Annotated in this window: 18 protein-coding genes; 14 read left to right on the top strand and 4 right to left on the bottom strand. The window is 61.0% G+C overall.

From position 1 onward, the window contains the following. Positions 1-24: 24 nt before the first annotated feature. Positions 25-507, bottom strand: coding sequence for an SsrA-binding protein SmpB (gene smpB, locus ACZ9GA_RS24580; RefSeq protein ID WP_027981859.1), 483 nt, complete (start codon positions 505-507; stop codon positions 25-27). Between the two features lie 153 nt (positions 508-660). Between smpB and ACZ9GA_RS24575 the strand changes: the two genes are divergently transcribed. Then, positions 661-1,095 carry a type II toxin-antitoxin system RatA family toxin gene (locus ACZ9GA_RS24575; RefSeq protein WP_027981860.1) on the top strand — a complete coding sequence of 145 codons (435 nt, stop codon included), beginning with the start codon at positions 661-663 and terminating at the stop codon, positions 1,093-1,095. Continuing rightward, positions 1,088-1,402 carry an RnfH family protein gene (locus ACZ9GA_RS24570; RefSeq protein ID WP_457360174.1) on the top strand — a complete coding sequence of 105 codons (315 nt, stop codon included), beginning with the start codon at positions 1,088-1,090 and terminating at the stop codon, positions 1,400-1,402. The genes ACZ9GA_RS24575 and ACZ9GA_RS24570 overlap by 8 nt, the downstream gene beginning before the upstream one ends. A gap of 54 nt (positions 1,403-1,456) precedes the next feature. Here the strand turns inward: ACZ9GA_RS24570 and ACZ9GA_RS24565 are convergent, their stop codons facing one another. After that, positions 1,457-1,984, bottom strand: coding sequence for an outer membrane protein assembly factor BamE (locus ACZ9GA_RS24565; RefSeq protein WP_457360175.1), 528 nt, complete (start codon positions 1,982-1,984; stop codon positions 1,457-1,459). A 98-nt stretch (positions 1,985-2,082) separates the two neighbouring features. Here ACZ9GA_RS24565 and fur point away from each other — a divergent pair, with 98 nt between their 5' ends. Then, a complete protein-coding gene (fur, locus tag ACZ9GA_RS24560) occupies positions 2,083-2,487 on the top strand; it encodes a ferric iron uptake transcriptional regulator (RefSeq protein ID WP_455922539.1) in 405 nt (134 codons plus the stop codon). A 146-nt stretch (positions 2,488-2,633) separates the two neighbouring features. On the opposite strand, the gene recN is transcribed toward fur, so the two are convergent. Beyond that, entirely contained in the window at positions 2,634-4,310 is a 1,677-nt protein-coding gene (gene recN / locus ACZ9GA_RS24555; protein ID WP_457360176.1) for a DNA repair protein RecN, read from the bottom strand. A 229-nt stretch (positions 4,311-4,539) separates the two neighbouring features. Between recN and grpE the strand changes: the two genes are divergently transcribed. The 8 genes from grpE to ACZ9GA_RS24515 all read left to right on the top strand — a co-directional run bounded on the left by grpE (position 4,540) and on the right by ACZ9GA_RS24515 (position 15,096). Then, on the top strand, positions 4,540-5,103 hold the full coding sequence (gene grpE, locus ACZ9GA_RS24550) for a nucleotide exchange factor GrpE (protein WP_457360177.1): 564 nt from the start codon (positions 4,540-4,542) through the stop codon (positions 5,101-5,103). A gap of 127 nt (positions 5,104-5,230) precedes the next feature. Beyond that, complete coding sequence (dnaK, locus tag ACZ9GA_RS24545; protein WP_457360179.1) at positions 5,231-7,150, top strand: molecular chaperone DnaK; 1,920 nt, start codon at positions 5,231-5,233, stop codon at positions 7,148-7,150. Positions 7,151-7,341: 191 nt separating this feature from the next. Continuing rightward, entirely contained in the window at positions 7,342-8,475 is a 1,134-nt protein-coding gene (gene dnaJ / locus ACZ9GA_RS24540) for a molecular chaperone DnaJ (RefSeq protein ID WP_455922494.1), read from the top strand. Positions 8,476-8,485: 10 nt separating this feature from the next. Continuing rightward, the gene (gene dapB / locus ACZ9GA_RS24535) at positions 8,486-9,292 is read left to right on the top strand and encodes a 4-hydroxy-tetrahydrodipicolinate reductase (RefSeq protein WP_457360181.1); all 807 of its coding nucleotides are present in this window, start codon (positions 8,486-8,488) and stop codon (positions 9,290-9,292) included. 411 nt (positions 9,293-9,703) lie between these two features. Beyond that, positions 9,704-10,840 carry a glutamine-hydrolyzing carbamoyl-phosphate synthase small subunit gene (gene carA, locus ACZ9GA_RS24530; RefSeq protein ID WP_027981869.1) on the top strand — a complete coding sequence of 379 codons (1,137 nt, stop codon included), beginning with the start codon at positions 9,704-9,706 and terminating at the stop codon, positions 10,838-10,840. A gap of 137 nt (positions 10,841-10,977) precedes the next feature. Next, positions 10,978-14,199 (top strand): carbamoyl-phosphate synthase large subunit, encoded by a 3,222-nt coding sequence (carB, locus tag ACZ9GA_RS24525; protein WP_457360183.1) that lies wholly within the window; start codon positions 10,978-10,980, stop codon positions 14,197-14,199. Beyond that, on the top strand, positions 14,196-14,672 hold the full coding sequence (gene greA / locus ACZ9GA_RS24520) for a transcription elongation factor GreA (RefSeq protein ID WP_027981871.1): 477 nt from the start codon (positions 14,196-14,198) through the stop codon (positions 14,670-14,672). The genes carB and greA overlap by 4 nt, the downstream gene beginning before the upstream one ends. Positions 14,673-14,700: 28 nt before the next feature. After that, on the top strand, positions 14,701-15,096 hold the full coding sequence (locus ACZ9GA_RS24515; protein WP_457363654.1) for an MFS transporter: 396 nt from the start codon (positions 14,701-14,703) through the stop codon (positions 15,094-15,096). A gap of 12 nt (positions 15,097-15,108) precedes the next feature. Here the strand turns inward: ACZ9GA_RS24515 and ACZ9GA_RS24510 are convergent, their stop codons facing one another. Beyond that, on the bottom strand, positions 15,109-15,417 hold the full coding sequence (locus ACZ9GA_RS24510; protein WP_457360185.1) for a YhbY family RNA-binding protein: 309 nt from the start codon (positions 15,415-15,417) through the stop codon (positions 15,109-15,111). 101 nt (positions 15,418-15,518) lie between these two features. Between ACZ9GA_RS24510 and rlmE the strand changes: the two genes are divergently transcribed. The 3 genes from rlmE to folP all read left to right on the top strand — a co-directional run bounded on the left by rlmE (position 15,519) and on the right by folP (position 19,128). Then, positions 15,519-16,142, top strand: a complete 624-nt coding sequence (rlmE, locus tag ACZ9GA_RS24505) for a 23S rRNA (uridine(2552)-2'-O)-methyltransferase RlmE (protein WP_027981874.1) — start codon at positions 15,519-15,521, stop codon at positions 16,140-16,142. A gap of 218 nt (positions 16,143-16,360) precedes the next feature. Then, positions 16,361-18,268, top strand: coding sequence for an ATP-dependent zinc metalloprotease FtsH (gene ftsH, locus ACZ9GA_RS24500; protein WP_457360187.1), 1,908 nt, complete (start codon positions 16,361-16,363; stop codon positions 18,266-18,268). An 8-nt stretch (positions 18,269-18,276) separates the two neighbouring features. Further along, positions 18,277-19,128 (top strand): dihydropteroate synthase, encoded by an 852-nt coding sequence (gene folP, locus ACZ9GA_RS24495; RefSeq protein WP_457360189.1) that lies wholly within the window; start codon positions 18,277-18,279, stop codon positions 19,126-19,128. Positions 19,129-19,133 lie beyond the last annotated feature (5 nt).

Genomic DNA, 19,133 nt, shown 5'->3' with positions numbered 1-19,133 from the left:
CAGCCTCACCACAACCCCGCAACCTTAGTCGTCCTTGCCCTTGGTGCGCACGGCGCGGTGCAATTCGCGGTCCGAATCACGCTCGCGCTCGGTATGGCGCTTGTCGTATTCCTTCTTGCCCTTGCCCAGCGCGATTTCGCACTTGATCAGGTGCTGCTTCCAGTACATGGACAGCGCCACGCACGCATAGCCTTTCTGTTGCACCAGGGTGAACAGTTTTTCCAGCTCGCGCTTGTTCAGCAGCAGTTTACGGGTACGAACCGGGTCAGCGATGACGTGTGTGCTAGCCGCGGTCAAGGGCGTGATATGGCTGCCCAGCAGCCAGGCTTCGCCATCCTTGAGCAGGACGTAACTGTCGATCAACTGCGCCTTGCCGGCACGCAGACTTTTTACTTCCCAACCGGACAGGACCAGACCGGCCTCGAACTTGTGCTCGATGAAGTAATCGTGTCGCGCCTTCTTGTTCTGCGCGATAGTCCCTTCGGGGTGTTTCTTTTGTTTGGCCATAGGGGGCGCATTATAGGCAGTCGCGACGTTGTCGGCTACGGTGTAGCTACGTGCTTGAGCCTGTGCGGTGAATCCCGGACAATGCGCGATCTTTTTTGATCACCTGGGCCTTGTAGCTGTCGACTGATAGGCACCGGAGGAAATGACGCACTCATGACTACGCATATCCAACGTTCGGCCCTGTTGCCTTACCCCGCGCAGGCCTTGTATGACTTGGTCAACGATGTGGCGCACTACCCGGACTTCCTGCCGTGGTGTTCGTCGAGCACCGTGATCGAAGCCACCGATACCTCCATGCGCGCCAGCCTGGAAGTGGCCAAGGGTGGGCTGTCTCAGAAATTTGTCACACGAAATGTATTGGTGCCGGGCAAGACCATCGAAATGAACCTCGAGGAAGGCCCGTTCACCCAGTTGCATGGTTTGTGGGTGTTCAAGCCGCTGGGTGACAAGGCCTGCAAGATCAGCCTGGACATGTCCTTCGACTATGCGGGCGCCCTGGTACGTGCCACCTTGGGCCCGCTGTTCAATCAGGCGGCCAATACCCTGGTGGATGCGTTCTGCCAGCGTGCCAAGCAGCTGTATGGCTGAGCCAGCCATCAACGTCGAGGTGGTCTTTGCTGCCGTCGATCGTCAGGTGCTGCTGAGCGTGCAGGTGCCAGTCGGTTGTTCGGTGCGCGAGGCGGTGGAGCGATCGGGGATTGCCGGGCAATTCCCCGAGTTTGATCTGCAGGCCTGCCCGGTGGGCATTTTCGGGAAGGTAGTCGCTGATTTGGGGCGCCCGGTAGAGGAGGGTGACCGCATCGAGATCTACCGCCCGTTGATCGCTGACCCAAAAGAGGTGCGACGATTGCGCGCAGCCAAGGCCGCAGAAGCCGCCCGATTACGCAACGCCTGAATGAAAAAAAGCCCCGGGCTCCTGAAGAGGCCGGGGCTTTTTTGTACCAATCGATTACTGCGGGTTGGCTTCAATCGGGGCAGGCGTTGGCACCGGCACCACTTTCACGTCGTCGACGCTGCGCTGGATCTGGTCCAGGGTAGAGCCCGGCTTGACCGGTGCTTCCTTGGCCGGCTGCGCAGCGTTGTCCACTGGGGCTGCGGCCGGTGCGGCGCTTGGCGCGCCGAGGATGGATTGGTCCTTGCTCACGCCCGGCATGAAGTCGCCGGACAGGCTGGCCAACTGGTCGTTGTCATTGAAGAAAACGCTCATCCGTTCCTGCTGGCGTTCGCCGCCACCTGGTTGGATACTGTAGAGGTAATCCCAACGATTGGCATGAAACGTATCGACCAGCAGAGGGTTGCCCATGATAAACCGTACTTGTCGGCGGGTCATTCCCGGCTTCAACTGGTCTATCATGTCCTGCGTGACGACATTGCCCTGCTGGATGTCGATTTTGTAAACCCCGGGGAATGAACAACCGGCGAGTGCGAGCAGTCCCACGAAGGTGAGGCTGAAAAGCAAGTGCTTGGTGTTTTGCATCGGTGGGCGACTTCCACTATCTTGGCTGGGACAACGTAAACCCCGATCATACCCGCATTAAGAGAAGCTGCGAAGCAGCATCGGCGAGAAAGCTGACCATGGTTGAAAATAGCGAGTTACGAAAAGCCGGCCTCAAGGTGACCCTGCCTCGAGTCAAGATCCTGCAAATGCTTGACGCTGCAGAGCAACGCCACATGAGCGCCGAGGATGTCTACAAGGCGCTGATGGAAGCAGGCGAAGATGTGGGCCTGGCCACGGTTTACCGTGTACTGACCCAGTTCGAAGCTGCTTCCCTGGTGGTGCGCCATAATTTCGATGGCGGCCATGCCGTGTTCGAGCTGGCAGACAACGGCCACCACGACCATATGGTCGATGTGGACACCAGCGAAGTGATCGAGTTTGTCGACGAGGAAATCGAGAAACTGCAGCACGCTATTGCTGAGCGTCATGGTTATGAGTTGGTTGACCATAACCTGGTACTGCACGTTCGCAAGAAGAAGTAATCGACTGGCGTGACGAACGAAGGCGACCCTAGGGTCGCCTTTGTGCTTTTTGTAGCCGCTGCCGCCAGGCTGCGCTGGCCCATGTGGGCACTGGAGATCTTCAGTGGGTATAGGACCAGCGCAGCCTGGCGGCAGCGGCTACGGGGTTAGCCGCAGCGGGCGGTGACCACCATCTTTTTGGCGTGGGCCAGCGATTCCTTGGTCAGGTCGATGCCGCCCAGCATCCGCGCCACCTCTTCCACGCGCTCACCTTTATTAAGGTTGGCCACGGCCGTGCGCGTTTCGTCACTGCCGCGCTGCTTGTGCACAAACAGGTGGTGATGGCCTTGCGCCGCAACTTGCGGCAGGTGGGTTACCGTCAGGACCTGGCCGCGCTCGCCCAGGCGGCGCAGCAGTTGCCCGACAATCTCCGCGGTCGGCCCGCCAATGCCCACGTCCACTTCGTCGAATACCAGCGTGGGTACCCGCGACGTCTGCGCAGTGATGACCTGAATCGCCAGGCTGATACGCGACAGCTCGCCGCCCGAAGCCACCTTGGCCAGGGATTTCAGCGGTTGACCCGGGTTGGCGCTGACCAGCAGTTCCACCTGTTCCAGTCCATGTGGCGCCAGGTCATCGCCGCCAAGGGCGCGCAGCTCGATGGTAAAGCGACCGCCGGGCATGCCCAGGCGCTGGATTTCCACTTCCACGGCCGCAGCAAGGCTGGTGGCCGCCTGTTGGCGCAGGCCACTGAGTTCGCGGGCGTGCTCCTGGTAATGACGGGCATAGGCCGCCACTTCGTCGGCCAGGCGCTCGATGGATTCGTCGTTGGCGTTGAGTGTTTCGATCTCGTCCAGCAGCTTCTGTTGCAGGGCGGCCACTTCGGTGGGGTGGATGCGATGCTTGCGCGCCAGGGTGTAGATGGTGTCCAAGCGCTCTTCAAGCTGCTGCAGGCGCGCGGGGTCGGCGTCGAAGTGATCGAGGAAGCGGTTTAGCTCGCCTACTGCTTCTTCTACCTGGATCTGCGCGCTGGACAGCATGCCTGCCGCTTCGGCCAGGGCGCGCGGGGCGTTGTGCACGGCGGTCAGGCGGTTGAGGCTGACGGTGAGGGCGCTGAGCACGTTGCCCGAGTCGTTCTCGCTGCAGTGGTCGATCACTTGGCGGCAGATGCCGAACAGCGCCTCGGCGTTGGTCAGGTTCTTGTGTTCCTGTTCCAGCAGTTCCAGCTCGTTCTCGCCCAGGTTGAGGTTTTCCAATTCCTCCAGCTGATAGCTGAGCAATTGGTGGCGGGCGCGCTGCTCGTCGCCGGAATTCGACAGGCGGTCGAGCTCCTGGCGGGTTTGACGCCACTTCTGCGCAGCCAACTGCACCTGGCGGGCCAGGTCGGTGGCGCCGGCGTATTCGTCCAGCAGGCGGCGGTGGGTGTCGGTCTTGAGCAGGGACTGGTGTTCGTGCTGGCTGTGGATGTCGATCAGCAGCTCGCCCAACGCCTTCAGGTCGCCCAGCGGGCAGGGCGTGCCGTTGATATAGCCGCGCGAACGGCCTTCGGCGGTGATGACGCGGCGCAGGATGCACGGGCTGGTGCCGTCCAGGTCGCGCTCGTCCAGCCAGGTGCGGGCCTCGGGGATGTCGCCCAGGTCGAAGGTGGCCAGGATGTCGGCCTTGTCGGCGCCCGGTCGAACTACGCCACTGTCGGCGCGGTCACCTAGGGTGAGCCCCAGGGCGTCGAGCATGATCGACTTGCCCGCGCCGGTCTCGCCGGTGATCACGCTCATGCCGCGCGCAAGCTCAAGGTCCAGGTGTTCGACGATGGCGTAGTTGTGTACGGATAGGTGCACCAGCATGGGCGGCTCCCGGGCTAAAAGGTCTGGTTATTTATACAGTGTTTTCGATTGCCCTGACAATGCCTTCGCTTAGCACCATTGGCTTGCACCCACTGCTTTTTTATTGCGCGCCGGCATTTGCCAATCTTCACGGGCTGCAACAAAGCCCCTTGAAGCTGAGAATTGCGACCCCATATAGCGGGCAGAAGCGCGAGTCGAGCTCGCAGACGAAATTGAAAGGAGAACCCCCATGGCTGACGAACAGACTCTGGACGAACAGAATCTCGATGCAAACCAGGCTGCCGCTGGCGCCGATGATCTCGCTGCACGGGTGAAAACCCTGGAAGAGCAACTGGCCGCCGCGCAGGACCAGTCCCTGCGCGTTGCCGCCGACCTGCAGAACGTGCGCCGCCGCGCCGATCAGGACGTCGAGAAGGCGCACAAGTTTGCCCTGGAGAAGTTCGCCGGCGACCTGCTGCCGATCCTCGACAGCCTGGAGCGTGGCGTGGAACTGTCCAGCGCCGACGACGAAGCCGTTCGCCCGATGCGCGAAGGCATGCAGCTGACGCTGAAAATGTTTGAAGACACCCTCAAGCGCTACAACCTGGAAGCCATCGACCCCCATGGCCAGCCATTCAACGCCGAGCATCACCAGGCGATGGCCATGCAGGAAAGCGCCGATGTCGAGCCCAACAGCGTGCTGAAAGTGTTCCAGAAGGGCTACCAGCTCAACGGTCGCCTGTTGCGCCCGGCCATGGTCGTGGTCAGCAAGGCCCCGGCACCGGCTTCGCCGTCGATCAACGAGCAGGCGTGAAACTTCTGTTAATGGGTGGCCTTGAAATTCCTTCCAGGGCCCCCATTTTGATGTCAAGCGTTTAAGTGCTACCGCAGACAGCCACTACTGCTGCGGCATCCAAATCCAAAGTTTCGGGAGAGTTAACATGGGCAAGATTATCGGTATCGACCTGGGGACCACCAACTCCTGCGTCTCCATTCTGGAAAACGGCAAGGCCAAGGTTATCGAGAACGCCGAAGGCGCTCGTACCACCCCGTCGATCATCGCTTACGCCAACGACGGTGAAATCCTGGTTGGCCAGTCGGCCAAGCGTCAGGCGGTCACCAACCCGCACAACACCCTGTACGCGGTAAAGCGTCTGATCGGCCGTCGTTTCGCCGAAGATGTCGTGCAGAAAGACATCCAGATGGTCCCTTACAAGATCGTCAAGGCTGACAACAACGACGCCTGGGTGGAAGTGAACGGCCAGAAAATGGCACCGCCACAGATTTCCGCCGAAATCCTGAAAAAAATGAAGAAAACCGCTGAAGACTACCTGGGCGAGGCGGTGACCGAAGCGGTCATCACCGTGCCTGCGTACTTCAACGACAGCCAGCGTCAAGCCACCAAGGATGCCGGTCGCATCGCTGGCCTGGACGTCAAGCGCATCATCAACGAACCCACCGCAGCCGCTCTGGCCTACGGCATGGACAAGGCCAAGGGCGACCACACCGTGATCGTCTACGACCTGGGTGGCGGTACCTTCGACGTGTCGGTGATCGAGATCGCTGAAGTCGACGGCGAGCACCAGTTCGAAGTACTGGCCACCAACGGCGACACTTTCCTGGGTGGTGAAGACTTCGACATCCGCCTGATCGACTACCTCGTCGACGAGTTCAAGAAAGAAAGCGGCATGAACCTCAAGGGTGACCCGCTGGCCATGCAGCGCCTGAAAGAAGCCGCTGAGAAAGCCAAGATCGAGCTGTCGTCCAGCCAGTCGACCGACGTCAACCTGCCGTACATCACTGCAGACGCCACCGGTCCTAAGCACCTGAACGTGAAAATCTCGCGTGCCAAGCTGGAATCGCTGGTTGAAGACCTGATTCAGCGCACCATCGAGCCTTGCCGCATTGCCCTGAAAGACGCCGGTATCGACGTAGGTTCGATCAACGACGTGATCCTGGTGGGCGGTCAGACCCGTATGCCACTGGTTCAGAAAACCGTTACTGATTTCTTCGGCAAAGAAGCCCGTAAAGACGTCAACCCAGACGAAGCCGTTGCCATGGGTGCTGCCATCCAGGGCGCCGTTCTGGCCGGTGACGTGAAAGACGTTCTGCTGCTGGACGTCAGCCCGCTGACCCTGGGTATCGAAACCATGGGTGGCGTGATGACCGCGCTGATCGAGAAAAACACCACGATTCCTACCAAGAAATCGCAAGTGTTCTCGACTGCCGACGACAACCAGAGCGCCGTGACCATCCACGTGCTGCAAGGTGAGCGCAAGCAGGCTGGCCAGAACAAGTCCCTGGGCAAGTTCGACCTGGCCGAGATCCCGCCAGCTCCACGTGGCGTGCCACAGATCGAAGTGACCTTCGACATCGACGCCAACGGCATCCTGCACGTAGGCGCCAAAGACAAGGCTACCGGCAAGACTCAGTCGATCGTGATCAAGGCCAACTCCGGTCTGTCTGACGAAGAAATTCAACAGATGATCCGCGACGCCGAAGCCAACTCGGAAGAAGATCGCAAGTTCGAAGAGCTGGCCACTGCCCGTAACCAGGGTGATGCGCTGGTGCACTCGACTCGCAAAATGGTCGTGGATGCCGGTGACAAGGTGTCGGCTGAAGAGAAAACCGCTATCGAAGCGGCCGTTGTTGCCCTGGAAGCCGCTGTCAAAGGCGACGACAAGGCTGCCATCGACGCCAAGGTAGAAGAGCTGTCGAAAGTCAGCGCTCCGGTTGCCCAGAAGATGTACGCCGAACAGGCCGAGCAGCCTGCCGGTGCAGCGGCTCAGCCGGCTGAAGAAGCTGGCAAGCACGATGACGTCGTCGACGCCGAGTTCGAAGAAGTCAAAGACAACAAGTAAGCATTGCTTGTTGGTCGGCCAGTTGACTGCGCTTTGGCAGTCACTGGTAGGATGTCGCCGCGCGGGGGCTTGCCCCCGCGTTGGCGTGTCTGGAATAGACGAATTTTTACAGCATGCGACTGACTCGGATGCTGTCGGCACGGTCGGAGGCCCCCCTTGGTGCCCCGGCGTCCTGAAGAGTAAATAGAACTATGTCAAAGCGTGACTATTACGAGGTTCTGGGGGTCGAGCGCGGCTCCAGCGAAGCCGATCTGAAAAAGGCCTATCGCCGCCTGGCGATGAAGCATCACCCGGACCGCAACCCGGGCGACAAGGCATCGGAAGACATGTTCAAGGAGGCCAACGAGGCCTACGAAGTGCTGTCCGATTCCAGCAAACGCGCAGCCTATGACCAGTACGGTCATGCCGGCGTCGACCCAAGCATGGGTGGCGGTGGCGGCTTTGGCGGCGGCGGTGCGAACTTCTCCGACATCTTCGGTGACGTGTTCAGCGATTTCTTCGGTGGCGGTGGCGGCCGTGGCGGTTCCCGCGGTGGCGCCCAGCGTGGCAGCGACCTGCGCTACACCCTGGAGCTGAACCTGGAAGAGGCCGTTCGCGGCACTACCGTCAATATTCGCGTACCCACGCTGGTCAACTGCAAGCCATGTGACGGTTCGGGTGCCAAGAAAGGCTCGGCGCCGGTTACCTGCCCAACCTGTGGCGGTATCGGCCAGGTGCGCATGCAGCAGGGCTTCTTCTCGGTGCAGCAAACCTGCCCGCGTTGCCATGGCCAAGGCAAGATTATCTCCGATCCGTGCGATTCCTGCCGTGGCGAAGGCCGCGTGGAAGAGTACAAGACCCTGTCGGTGAAAGTGCCGGCTGGCGTCGACACCGGTGACCGCATCCGTCTGTCGGGTGAAGGTGAAGCCGGTACCCAGGGCGGCCCGACCGGCGACCTGTATGTGGTGATCAACGTGCGCGAGCACGACATCTTCCAGCGCGACGGCAAGCACCTGTACTGCGAAGTACCGATCAGCTTCACCGAAGCGGCGCTGGGTGGCGAGCTGGAAGTGCCAACCCTGGATGGTCGCGTCAAGCTGAAGATCCCGGAAGGTACCCAGACCGGCAAGCAGTTCCGTCTGCGCGGCAAGGGCGTTGCCCCGGTGCGTGGCGGTGGTGCGGGCGACCTGATGTGCCGCGTGGCGGTGGAAACCCCGGTCAACCTCAGCCGTCGTCAGCGTGAACTGCTGGAAGAGTTCCGCGGCACCCTGGAGGGTGACAGCTCGCATTCGCCCAAGGCCAGTGGCTGGTTCGAAGGCATGAAGCGATTCTTCGGCGACTTGTAAGGGGCCAGGCATGAGACGTATTGCGGTGATGGGCGCTGCCGGGCGCATGGGCAAGAACCTGGTCGAGGCCGTGCAACAGCGCGCGCCGCTGACCGGGCTGACCGCGGCGATCGTTCGCCCGGGCAGCACGATGATCGGCGCGGACGCCGGCGAGCTGGCGTCCCTGGGGCGTATCGGCGTGCAGCTGACGGGCAACCTGGAGCAGGTGGCCGACGAGTTCGACGTGCTGATCGATTTCACCCTGCCGGACGTGATGCTGAAAAACCTGGCCTTCTGCCGCGCGGCAGGCAAGGCGATGGTCATCGGCACCACCGGTTTGAATGCCGAGCAGAAGCACGTGCTGGACGAGGCGGGCAAGGACATTCCGATCGTCTTCGCTTCCAACTTCAGCGTTGGCGTGAACCTGTCGTTCAAGCTGCTGGACCTGGCGGCGCGGGTGATGGGTGAAGAGGCGGACATCGAGATCATCGAAGCCCACCACCGCAACAAGGTCGACGCGCCTTCGGGCACGGCGGTCAGCATGGGTGAAGTGGTTGCCAATGCGTTGGGTCGTGACCTGAGCAAGGTGGCGGTGTATGGCCGTGAGGGCCACACCGGCGTGCGTGAGCGCGACACCATCGGCTTTGCCACCGTGCGCGGCGGCGATGTGGTCGGCGACCACACCGTGCTGTTCGCCGCCGAAGGCGAGCGCCTGGAGATTACCCACAAGGCCTCCAGCCGCATGACCTTCGCCAAGGGCGCCGTCCGCGCGGCCCTGTGGCTGGATGGCAAGGCTGCCGGGCTGTATGACATGCAGGATGTGCTGGATCTGCATTGATCTGTCCGCGTCATCGCCGCACGCGCGATGACGTGACCCTGCGCAATTTTCCGTAGCAGCTGCCGAAGGCTGCGTCCCGTCGCCGCACCGTGTTGTGGCCGGACGCCGCCTTCGGCAGCTGCTACGGGATTGTGGAGGGCGAAAAAGCTCGCTGGCGAGCCAGCTCCCACGTACAATTGCGGCTTGTAACCCCCGTTTTACCCCGCCACGCGATTCCTTGTCGCATTCCTCTGCCTTTCAGGCTCAATGGCGGTAGATAAAAAAATCATTTTTCTGTAAGCTACAGCTTTAGTGTGTCCACTAAAAGCGCGCAGATAATTCGATGAAGAAGCGGGGTGACGTGTCTATACGTCATTCCGCTTTTTTACAACCTGCGATCGCCCTTTCAGGTTTTATTTACGGGAGGTCTTCTTGACTAAGCCAGCCATACTTGCCCTTGCTGATGGCAGCATTTTTCGCGGTGAAGCCATTGGCGCCGACGGCCAGACTGTCGGTGAGGTGGTGTTCAACACCGCAATGACCGGCTATCAGGAAATTCTCACCGATCCTTCCTATGCCCAGCAAATCGTTACCCTGACTTACCCGCACATCGGCAACACCGGCACTACCGCCGAAGACGCCGAGTCGAACCGCGTGTGGTCCGCCGGCCTGGTCATCCGTGACCTGCCGCTGGTTGCCAGCAACTGGCGCAACACCCAGCCGCTGGACGAGTACCTGAAGGCCAACAACGTTGTCGCCATCGCCGGTATCGACACCCGTCGCCTGACCCGCATCCTGCGTGAGAAAGGTGCTCAGAACGGCTGCATCATGGCCGGTGACAACATTTCCGAAGAAGCGGCCATCGCCGCTGCTCGCGCTTTCCCAGGCCTGAAAGGCATGGACCTGGCCAAGGAAGTCAGCACCAAGGAGGCCTACCAGTGGCGCTCCAGCGTGTGGAACCTGGCCACCGACAGCCACCCGGAAATCGCTGACAGCGAACTGCCGTACCACGTGGTTGCCTTCGACTACGGCGTCAAGCTGAACATCCTGCGCATGCTGGTTGAGCGCGGCTGCCGCCTGACCGTGGTACCGGCCCAGACCCCTGCCGCCGACGTGCTGGCCTTGAATCCCGACGGCGTGTTCCTGTCCAACGGCCCGGGCGACCCCGCGCCATGCGACTACGCTATCCAGGCCATCAAGGAAGTGCTGGAAACCGAGATTCCGGTATTCGGCATCTGCCTGGGTCACCAGCTGCTGGCCCTGGCCTCCGGCGCCCAGACCGTGAAAATGGGCCACGGCCACCACGGTGCCAACCACCCGGTCCAGGACCTGGACACCGGCGTTGTGATGATCACCAGCCAGAACCACGGTTTTGCCGTTGACGAGGCGACCCTGCCAAGCAACGTGCGGGCGATCCACAAGTCGCTGTTCGACGGTACCCTGCAGGGCATCGAGCGCACCGACAAGAGCGCGTTCAGCTTCCAGGGCCACCCTGAAGCCAGCCCAGGCCCGAACGACGTGGCCCCGCTGTTCGACCGCTTCATCGACGCCATGGCCAAGCGCCGCTGAGTGAAGTTGTTGGAAGCGTAATGCGCGCCTGGCAGGCCCCGCTTAATGCGGATGTTGCCTGCCCGGCGCCGCCAAAGAATGTTCAAGGCGGCTCGCCCAAGGGCCTGCCGACTGACCTGCGGATTTGAGTGACAACCATGCCAAAACGTACAGACTTAAAAAGCATCCTGATTCTTGGCGCCGGCCCGATCGTGATCGGCCAGGCCTGTGAATTCGACTACTCCGGCGCCCAGGCCTGCAAAGCCCTGCGCGAAGAGGGTTACCGCGTCATCCTGGTGAACTCCAACCCGGCCACCATCATGACCGACCCGGACATGGCCGACGCCACCTACATCGAGCCGATCAAGTGGCAGACCGTTGCCAAGATCATCGAGAAAGAGCGTCCGGACGCCGTGCTGCCAACCATGGGTGGCCAGACCGCTCTGAACTGCGCCCTGGACCTGGAGCGCGAAGGCGTTCTGGAGAAGTTCGGCGTGGAAATGATCGGCGCCAACGCCGACACCATCGATAAGGCTGAAGACCGTTCGCGTTTCGACAAGGCGATGAAATCCATCGGCCTGGCGTGCCCGCGTTCCGGTATCGCCCACAGCATGGAAGAAGCCAACGCGGTCCTCGAGACCCTGGGCTTCCCGTGCATCATCCGTCCCTCGTTCACCATGGGCGGCACCGGTGGCGGTATCGCTTACAACCGTGAAGAGTTCGAAGAAATCTGCGCCCGTGGTCTGGACCTGTCGCCAACCAAAGAGCTGCTGATCGACGAATCGCTGATCGGTTGGAAAGAGTATGAGATGGAAGTGGTCCGCGACAAAAAGGACAACTGCATCATCGTCTGCTCCATCGAGAACTTCGACCCGATGGGCGTGCACACCGGTGACTCCATCACCGTGGCACCGGCACAGACCCTGACCGACAAGGAATACCAGATCCTGCGTAACGCCTCCCTGGCGGTACTGCGCGAGATCGGCGTGGAAACCGGCGGTTCGAACGTGCAGTTCGGTATCTGCCCGAACACTGGCCGCATGGTCGTGATCGAGATGAACCCGCGCGTATCGCGTTCCTCGGCCCTGGCTTCGAAAGCAACCGGCTTCCCGATCGCCAAGGTCGCGGCCAAGCTGGCCGTGGGTTACACCCTGGACGAACTGCAGAACGACATCACCGGCGGCAAGACTCCGGCGTCCTTCGAGCCGTCCATCGACTACGTCGTCACCAAGCTGCCACGCTTCGCCTTCGAGAAATTCCCGAAAGCCGACGCCCGCCTGACCACCCAGATGAAATCCGTGGGTGAAGTCATGGCCATCGGCCGTACCTTCCAGGAATCCCTGCAGAAAGCCCTGCGCGGTCTGGAAGTGGGCGTTTGCGGTCTGGACCCTAAAGTCGAGCCAAGCAACCCAGAGTTCCACAGCATTCTGAAGCGCGAGCTGACCGTGCCGGGCGCCGAGCGTATCTGGTACGTGGCTGATGCTTTCCGCGCTGGCATGACCTGCGACGAAATCTTCGCCCTGACCATGATCGACCACTGGTTCCTGGTGCAGATCGAAGACCTGATCAAGGACGAAGAGCGCGTCAAGACCCTGGGCCTGGCCGACATCGACAAGGCCTTGATGCTGAAACTCAAGCGCAAGGGCTTCTCGGACCAGCGTCTGGCCAAGCTGCTGGGCGTGACCGACAAGAACCTGCGTCGTCACCGTCACAAGCTGGAGATCTTCCCGGTCTACAAGCGCGTTGACACCTGCGCCGCCGAGTTCGCCACCGACACTGCCTACCTGTACTCCACGTACGAGGAAGAGTGCGAAGCCAACCCGTCGACCCGCGACAAGATCATGATCCTGGGCGGTGGCCCGAACCGTATCGGCCAAGGCATCGAGTTCGACTACTGCTGCGTACACGCCGCCCTGGCGCTGCGTGAAGATGGTTACGAAACCATCATGGTCAACTGCAACCCGGAAACCGTGTCCACCGACTACGACACCTCCGACCGTCTGTACTTCGAGCCGCTGACCCTGGAAGACGTGCTGGAAGTGGTTCGCGTCGAGAAGCCAAAAGGCGTGATCGTCCAGTACGGCGGCCAGACCCCGCTGAAACTGGCCCGTGCCCTGGAAGAAGCCGGCGTGCCGATCATCGGTACCAGCCCTGACGCCATCGACCGCGCCGAAGACCGTGAGCGCTTCCAGCAGATGGTTCAGCGCCTGAACCTGCTGCAGCCGCCAAACGCTACCGTGCGCAGCGAAGAAGAAGCCATCCGCGCCGCCGGCGTGATCGGCTACCCGCTGGTGGTTCGCCCGTCCTACGTACTGGGCGGCCGCGCGATGGAAATCGTTTACGAGCTTGAAGAGCTCAAGCGCTACCTGCGTGAAGCGGTGCAAGTGTCCAACGACAGCCCGGTGCTGCTGGACCACTTCCTCAACTGCGCCATCGAAATGGACGTGGACGCGGTCTGCGACGGCACCGACGTGGTGATCGGCGCAATCATGCAGCACATCGAACAGGCTGGCGTTCACTCCGGTGACTCCGCGTGCTCGCTGCCACCGTACTCGCTGCCTGCCCACGTGCAGGACGAAGTGCGCGAGCAGGTCAAGAAAATGGCCCTGGAACTGGGCGTTGTCGGCCTGATGAACGTGCAGCTGGCCCTGCAGGGCGACAAGATCTACGTGATCGAAGTCAACCCGCGCGCCTCGCGTACCGTACCGTTCGTGTCCAAGTGCATCGGCACTTCCCTGGCCATGATCGCTGCCCGCGTAATGGCTGGCAAAACCCTCAAAGAGCTGGGCTTCACCAAGGAAATCATTCCTAACTTCTACAGCGTGAAAGAGGCGGTGTTCCCGTTCGCCAAATTCCCTGGCGTGGACCCGATCCTGGGCCCAGAGATGAAGTCCACCGGTGAAGTCATGGGTGTCGGCGACACCTTCGGCGAAGCGTTCGCCAAGGCCCAGATGGGCGCCAGCGAAGTGCTGCCTACCGGCGGTACTGCGTTCATCAGCGTGCGTGACGACGACAAGCCACTGGTGGCTGGCGTTGCCCGCGACCTGATCGCCCTGGGCTTCGAAGTGGTGGCCACTGCCGGTACCGCGCGCGTCATCGAAGAAGCCGGCCTGAAAGTACGCCGTGTGAACAAAGTGACCGAAGGTCGCCCGCACGTGGTCGACATGATCAAGAACGACGAAGTCACCTTGATCATCAACACCACCGAAGGCCGTCAGTCGATCGCTGACTCCTACTCCATCCGTCGCAACGCGCTGCAGCACAAGATCTACTGCACCACCACCATTGCTGCTGGCGAAGCGATCTGCGAAGCGTTGAAGTTCGGTCCGGAAAAGACCGTGCGTCGCTTGCAGGACCTTCACGCAGGATTGAATGCATGAATAAATACCCCATGACCGTCCAGGGCGCTCGCGCCCTGGAAGAGGAGCATCTGCACCTGACCAAGGTGGTTCGCCCCAAGCTCAGCCAGGACATCGGCACTGCCCGTGAACTGGGTGACCTGAAGGAGAACGCCGAGTACCACGCTGCTCGCGAGCAGCAGGGTATGGTCGAAGCGCGCATCCGTGACATCGAAGGCCGTCTGCAGAATGCCGTGGTGATTGACGTCACCACCATTGAGCCAACTGGCAAGGTGATCTTCGGTACCACCGTGGAAATCGCCAACGTCGAGACCGACGAGCGGGTCAAGTACCAGATCGTTGGCGAAGACGAAGCCGACATCAAGCTGGGCAAGATCTCGGTCGGCTCGCCGATCGCCCGTGCCCTGATTGCCAAGGAAGAAGGCGACGTGGTCGCGGTCAAGACCCCTAGCGGTGTCATCGAGTACGAGATTGTCGAAGTCAGCCACATTTGATAAGCGCCGCCCGTTTACCGCGGGCGCGATCATCTGGCAGCTTGCCCAGGTATTCTGGGTAGGCGGCTTGTGGGTCCTGCACCTGGGTGTGCTGCCTGCGCTGGGCCATTTCGGCCTGGCGCCGGTGCTGATCGAGGATGTGGGTGCGCAGATCGCCACGCTGCTGGTCGGTTTCTGTGCCTTCTGTGTTGTAATGCAGGGGTTGGTGCTGATCAGGGCCGAGGGCTTCGCTGCCTTGTGGCGCGATATGCGTGGACAGTTGCTGTCCGTGGCCGTGCTGGATGCTGCGCTGTATGGCGCAGTGACGAGCTGGGCCATGGACCCGCTGCGTTGGCAGTTGTTTTGTTACCTGGCGCTGGCCCTGGTGGGCCTGGCGCTGGTAGTGCAACCGGTACCGGGCAGGGCGCGCAAGGCGCGCCTCTGAACGGTGCGAACATCACTTGTTGCGTTGGATGTTCGACAGTTGCTTGTTTGGCTGCGGGTTGCGGCGATAGATCAGCGCTTTCTTGCCAATGGTCTGAACCAGTTCGGCACGGCCGACCTTGCACAGTTCGGCAATAGTGGCTTTACGCGCTTCGCCGTCGTCCGAGCGAATCTCGATCTTGATCAATTCGTGATCGGCCAATGCGCGTTCCAGTTCGCCCAGCACCCCTTCAGTCAATCCATTACCTGCCACAATCAGAACTGGTTTCAGATCGTGGCCAATGGATTTGTACTGTTTCTTCTGCTCGTTAGTGAGCGGCATAATCTGACCCTTTGTTTGGATTTTGCAAAAATGGCGGCCATTTTACCCGAGGGCCCGTGGATCCGCCCAATTAATCACGACCCTTATCATCGAGGTGCCCAATGGCGCGTTCCAAGACAAGCCTTGGTTGGCTAAAAGAACATTTCAACGATCCGTACGTCAAAAAGGCGCAAAAAGACGGATATCGCTCGCGCGCGAGCTACAAATTGCTTGAAATTCAGGAAAAGTACCGCTTGATCCGCCCTGGCATGAGCGTGATCGACCTGGGCGCGGCCCCGGGTGGCTGGTCGCAGGTGACCAGCCGTCTGATCGGCGGTCAAGGCCGCCTGATTGCTTCCGACATCCTGGAAATGGACAGCATCCCTGACGTGACTTTCATTCAGGGCGATTTCACCGAGGAATCGGTGTTGGCGCAAATCCTGGAAGCGGTCGGTAATTCGCACGTGGACCTTGTGATTTCCGATATGGCCCCCAATATGAGTGGTACGCCTGAAGTGGACATGCCCAAGGCGATGTTCCTGTGCGAACTGGCACTTGATCTGGCCGAGCGTGTACTCAAGCCGGGTGGCGACTTTGTGATCAAGATTTTCCAGGGCGAAGGCTTCGACCAGTACCTGAAAGACACCCGCAAGAAGTTCGACAAGGTGATCATGCTCAAGCCGGACTCTTCGCGCGATCGTTCCCGCGAGCAGTACATGCTGGGCCGTGGTTACAAGGGTGAGTAAAGGTTGGTAGAAAAACGGCAGGGCACCCGATAGTTTTTTCCAATCGGCGCGCCCTGCCTGCCCTGGATGAACATCGTGTAGTCTAGTTTTCACAAAGGGTTACAGACGGCACCTGCAGACAAGCAGGTTATGTAGTAAGTTAAGCCGGTGATTATCATGCGAAGCATGCCTGCGCGGGTTGCGGGTAGCAGGCTTCAGAGGGTAGCGAATTGAACGATATGGCAAAGAATCTGATCCTGTGGTTGATCATCGCGGCTGTCCTGGTGACAGTGATGAACAACTTCTCCAGCCCCAATGAGCCTCAGACCCTCAACTATTCCGACTTCATCCAGCAGGTCAAGGATGGCAAGGTCGAGAAAATCACGGTTGATGGCGCGGTCATCACCGGCAAGCGCAACGACGGCGACAGCTTCAAGACCGTGCGCCCGAACATTGCCGACAACGGCCTGATCGGCGACCTGGTCGACAATCACGTGGCCATCGAAGGCAAGCAGCCTGAGCAGCAGAGCATCTGGACCCAGTTGCTGGTTGCCAGCTTCCCGATCCTGGTGATCATCGCCGTGTTCATGTTCTTTATGCGCCAGATGCAGGGCGGTGCGGGCGGCAAGGGCGGCCCCATGAGCTTCGGCAAGAGCAAGGCACGCCTGCTGTCCGAAGACCAGGTGAAAACCACCCTGGCTGACGTCGCCGGTTGCGACGAGGCCAAGGAAGAAGTGGGCGAGCTGGTCGAGTTCCTGCGTGACCCGGGCAAATTCCAGCGTCTGGGCGGCCGCATTCCGCGCGGCGTGTTGATGGTCGGCCCGCCGGGTACCGGTAAAACCCTGCTGGCCAAGGCCATCGCGGGCGAAGCCAAGGTGCCTTTCTTCACCATTTCCGGTTCGGACTTCGTGGAAATGTTCGTCGGTGTCGGCGCCAGTCGTGTGCGTGACATGTTCGAACAGGCCAAGAAGCACGCGCCTTGCATCATCTTCATCGACGAAATCGACGCCGTCGGCCGCCATCGTGGCGCCGGCATGGGTGGCGGTCACGACGAACGCGAGCAGACCCTCAACCAGTTGCTGGTAGAGATGGACGGCTTCGAAATGAACGACGGCATCATCGTCATCGCCGCGACCAACCGCCCAGACGTGCTCGACCCTGCGCTGCTGCGTCCGGGCCGTTTCGACCGTCAGGTGGTGGTCGGCCTGCCGGACATCCGCGGTCGCGAACAGATCCTCAAGGTTCACATGCGCAAGGCGCCACTGGGTGACGACGTCAACCCGGCCGTCATCGCACGCGGTACCCCTGGCTTCTCCGGTGCCGACCTGGCCAACCTGGTCAACGAAGCTGCGCTGTTCGCTGCCCGCAACGGCAAGCGCATCGTCGAGATGAAGGAATTCGAGCTGGCCAAAGACAAGATCATGATGGGCGCCGAGCGCAAGACCATGGTCATGTCCGAGAAAGAGAAGCAGAACACCGCTTATCACGAAGCCGGTCACGCCATTGTCGGTCGCGTTGTGCCTGAGCATGATCCGGTCTACAAGGTGTCGATCATCCCCCGTGGCCGTGCCCTGGGCGTGACCATGTTCCTGCCTGAGGAAGACCGCTACAGCCTGTCCAAGCGTGCGCTGATCAGCCAGATCTGCTCGTTGTACGGTGGCCGTATCGCCGAGGAAATGACCCTGGGCTTCGACGGTGTCACCACCGGCGCGTCCAATGACATCATGCGTGCCAGCCAGATCGCGCGGAACATGGTCACCAAGTGGGGCCTGTCCGAGAAGCTGGGCCCGCTGCTGTACGCCGAAGACGAAGATCAGGGTTACCTGGGGCGCGGCGGCGGTGGTTCGGCTTCGGCCATGTCGGCTGAAACCGCGCAGTCCATCGACCTGGAAGTGCGCAGCATCATCGACCAGTGCTACGGCACAGCACGCCAGATCCTCACCGATAACCGCGACAAGCTGGACGCCATGGCGGACGCCTTGATGAAGTACGAGACCATCGATGCCGATCAGATCGACGACATCATGGCCGGTCGCACGCCGCGCGAGCCGCGTGACTGGTCGGGCGGTTCGGGTTCGGCAGGCACTCCGGTGCCACGGGACGATCGTCCCGAGAGCCCTATCGGCGGTCCGGCAGCTCAACACTAAGGTCTGACATGACTTCAAAGCAGTACCCAACCCGGTTGCCTTGCGGCAACCGGGTTCTTGATTTAAGCCGTACCCATGTCATGGGTATCCTCAATGTCACCCCCGATTCCTTCTCTGACGGTGGCCGTTTCAGCCAGCGCGACGTGGCCCTGCGCCACGCGCAGGAGATGGTGGATGCCGGCGCGACGCTGATCGACGTGGGCGGTGAGTCCACCCGCCCTGGTGCGCGCGTGGTGTCGCCCCTCGAAGAGCTGGAGCGCGTGGCCCCGGTAGTCGAGGCCATCGCCCGGGAAATCGACGTGATCATCTCGGTAGATACCTCCACGCCGGCCGTCATGCGCGAAACCGCGCGGTTGGGCGCTGGGTTGATCAACGACGTGCGCTCGCTGCAACGCGACGGTGCCCTGGATGCAGCGGCGGCCACTGGTCTGCCGGTGTGCCTGATGCACATGCTGGGCGAGCCGGGCGACATGCAGGACGACCCGCGCTACGACGACCTGGTCGGCGAAGTGACGCAGTTTCTCGATGAGCGCATGCAGGCCTGTGCCGCAGCAGGCATTCCTGCCGAGCGCATCATCCTCGATCCGGGTTTCGGCTTTGCCAAGACCCATCAGCACAACCTCAGCCTGTTCAAGCACATGCAGGCCCTTGATGCCCTTGGGCGCCCGCTGCTGGTCGGCGTGTCGCGCAAGAGCATCGTCGGCCTGGCCTTGGGGCGCCCGGTCTCCGAGCGCCTCTACGGCAGCCTGGCGCTGGCTGCCCTGGCCATGTTCAAGGGCGCAAAGATCCTCCGGGTTCACGATGTGGCGCAAACCGCCGATGTCGTACGGATGATCACAGCGGTAGAAACCGCTGAATAAGAATG

The organism is Pseudomonas sp. TE3644, assembly GCF_056278815.1.
This window is presented reverse-complemented; position numbering and strand designations above follow the sequence as displayed.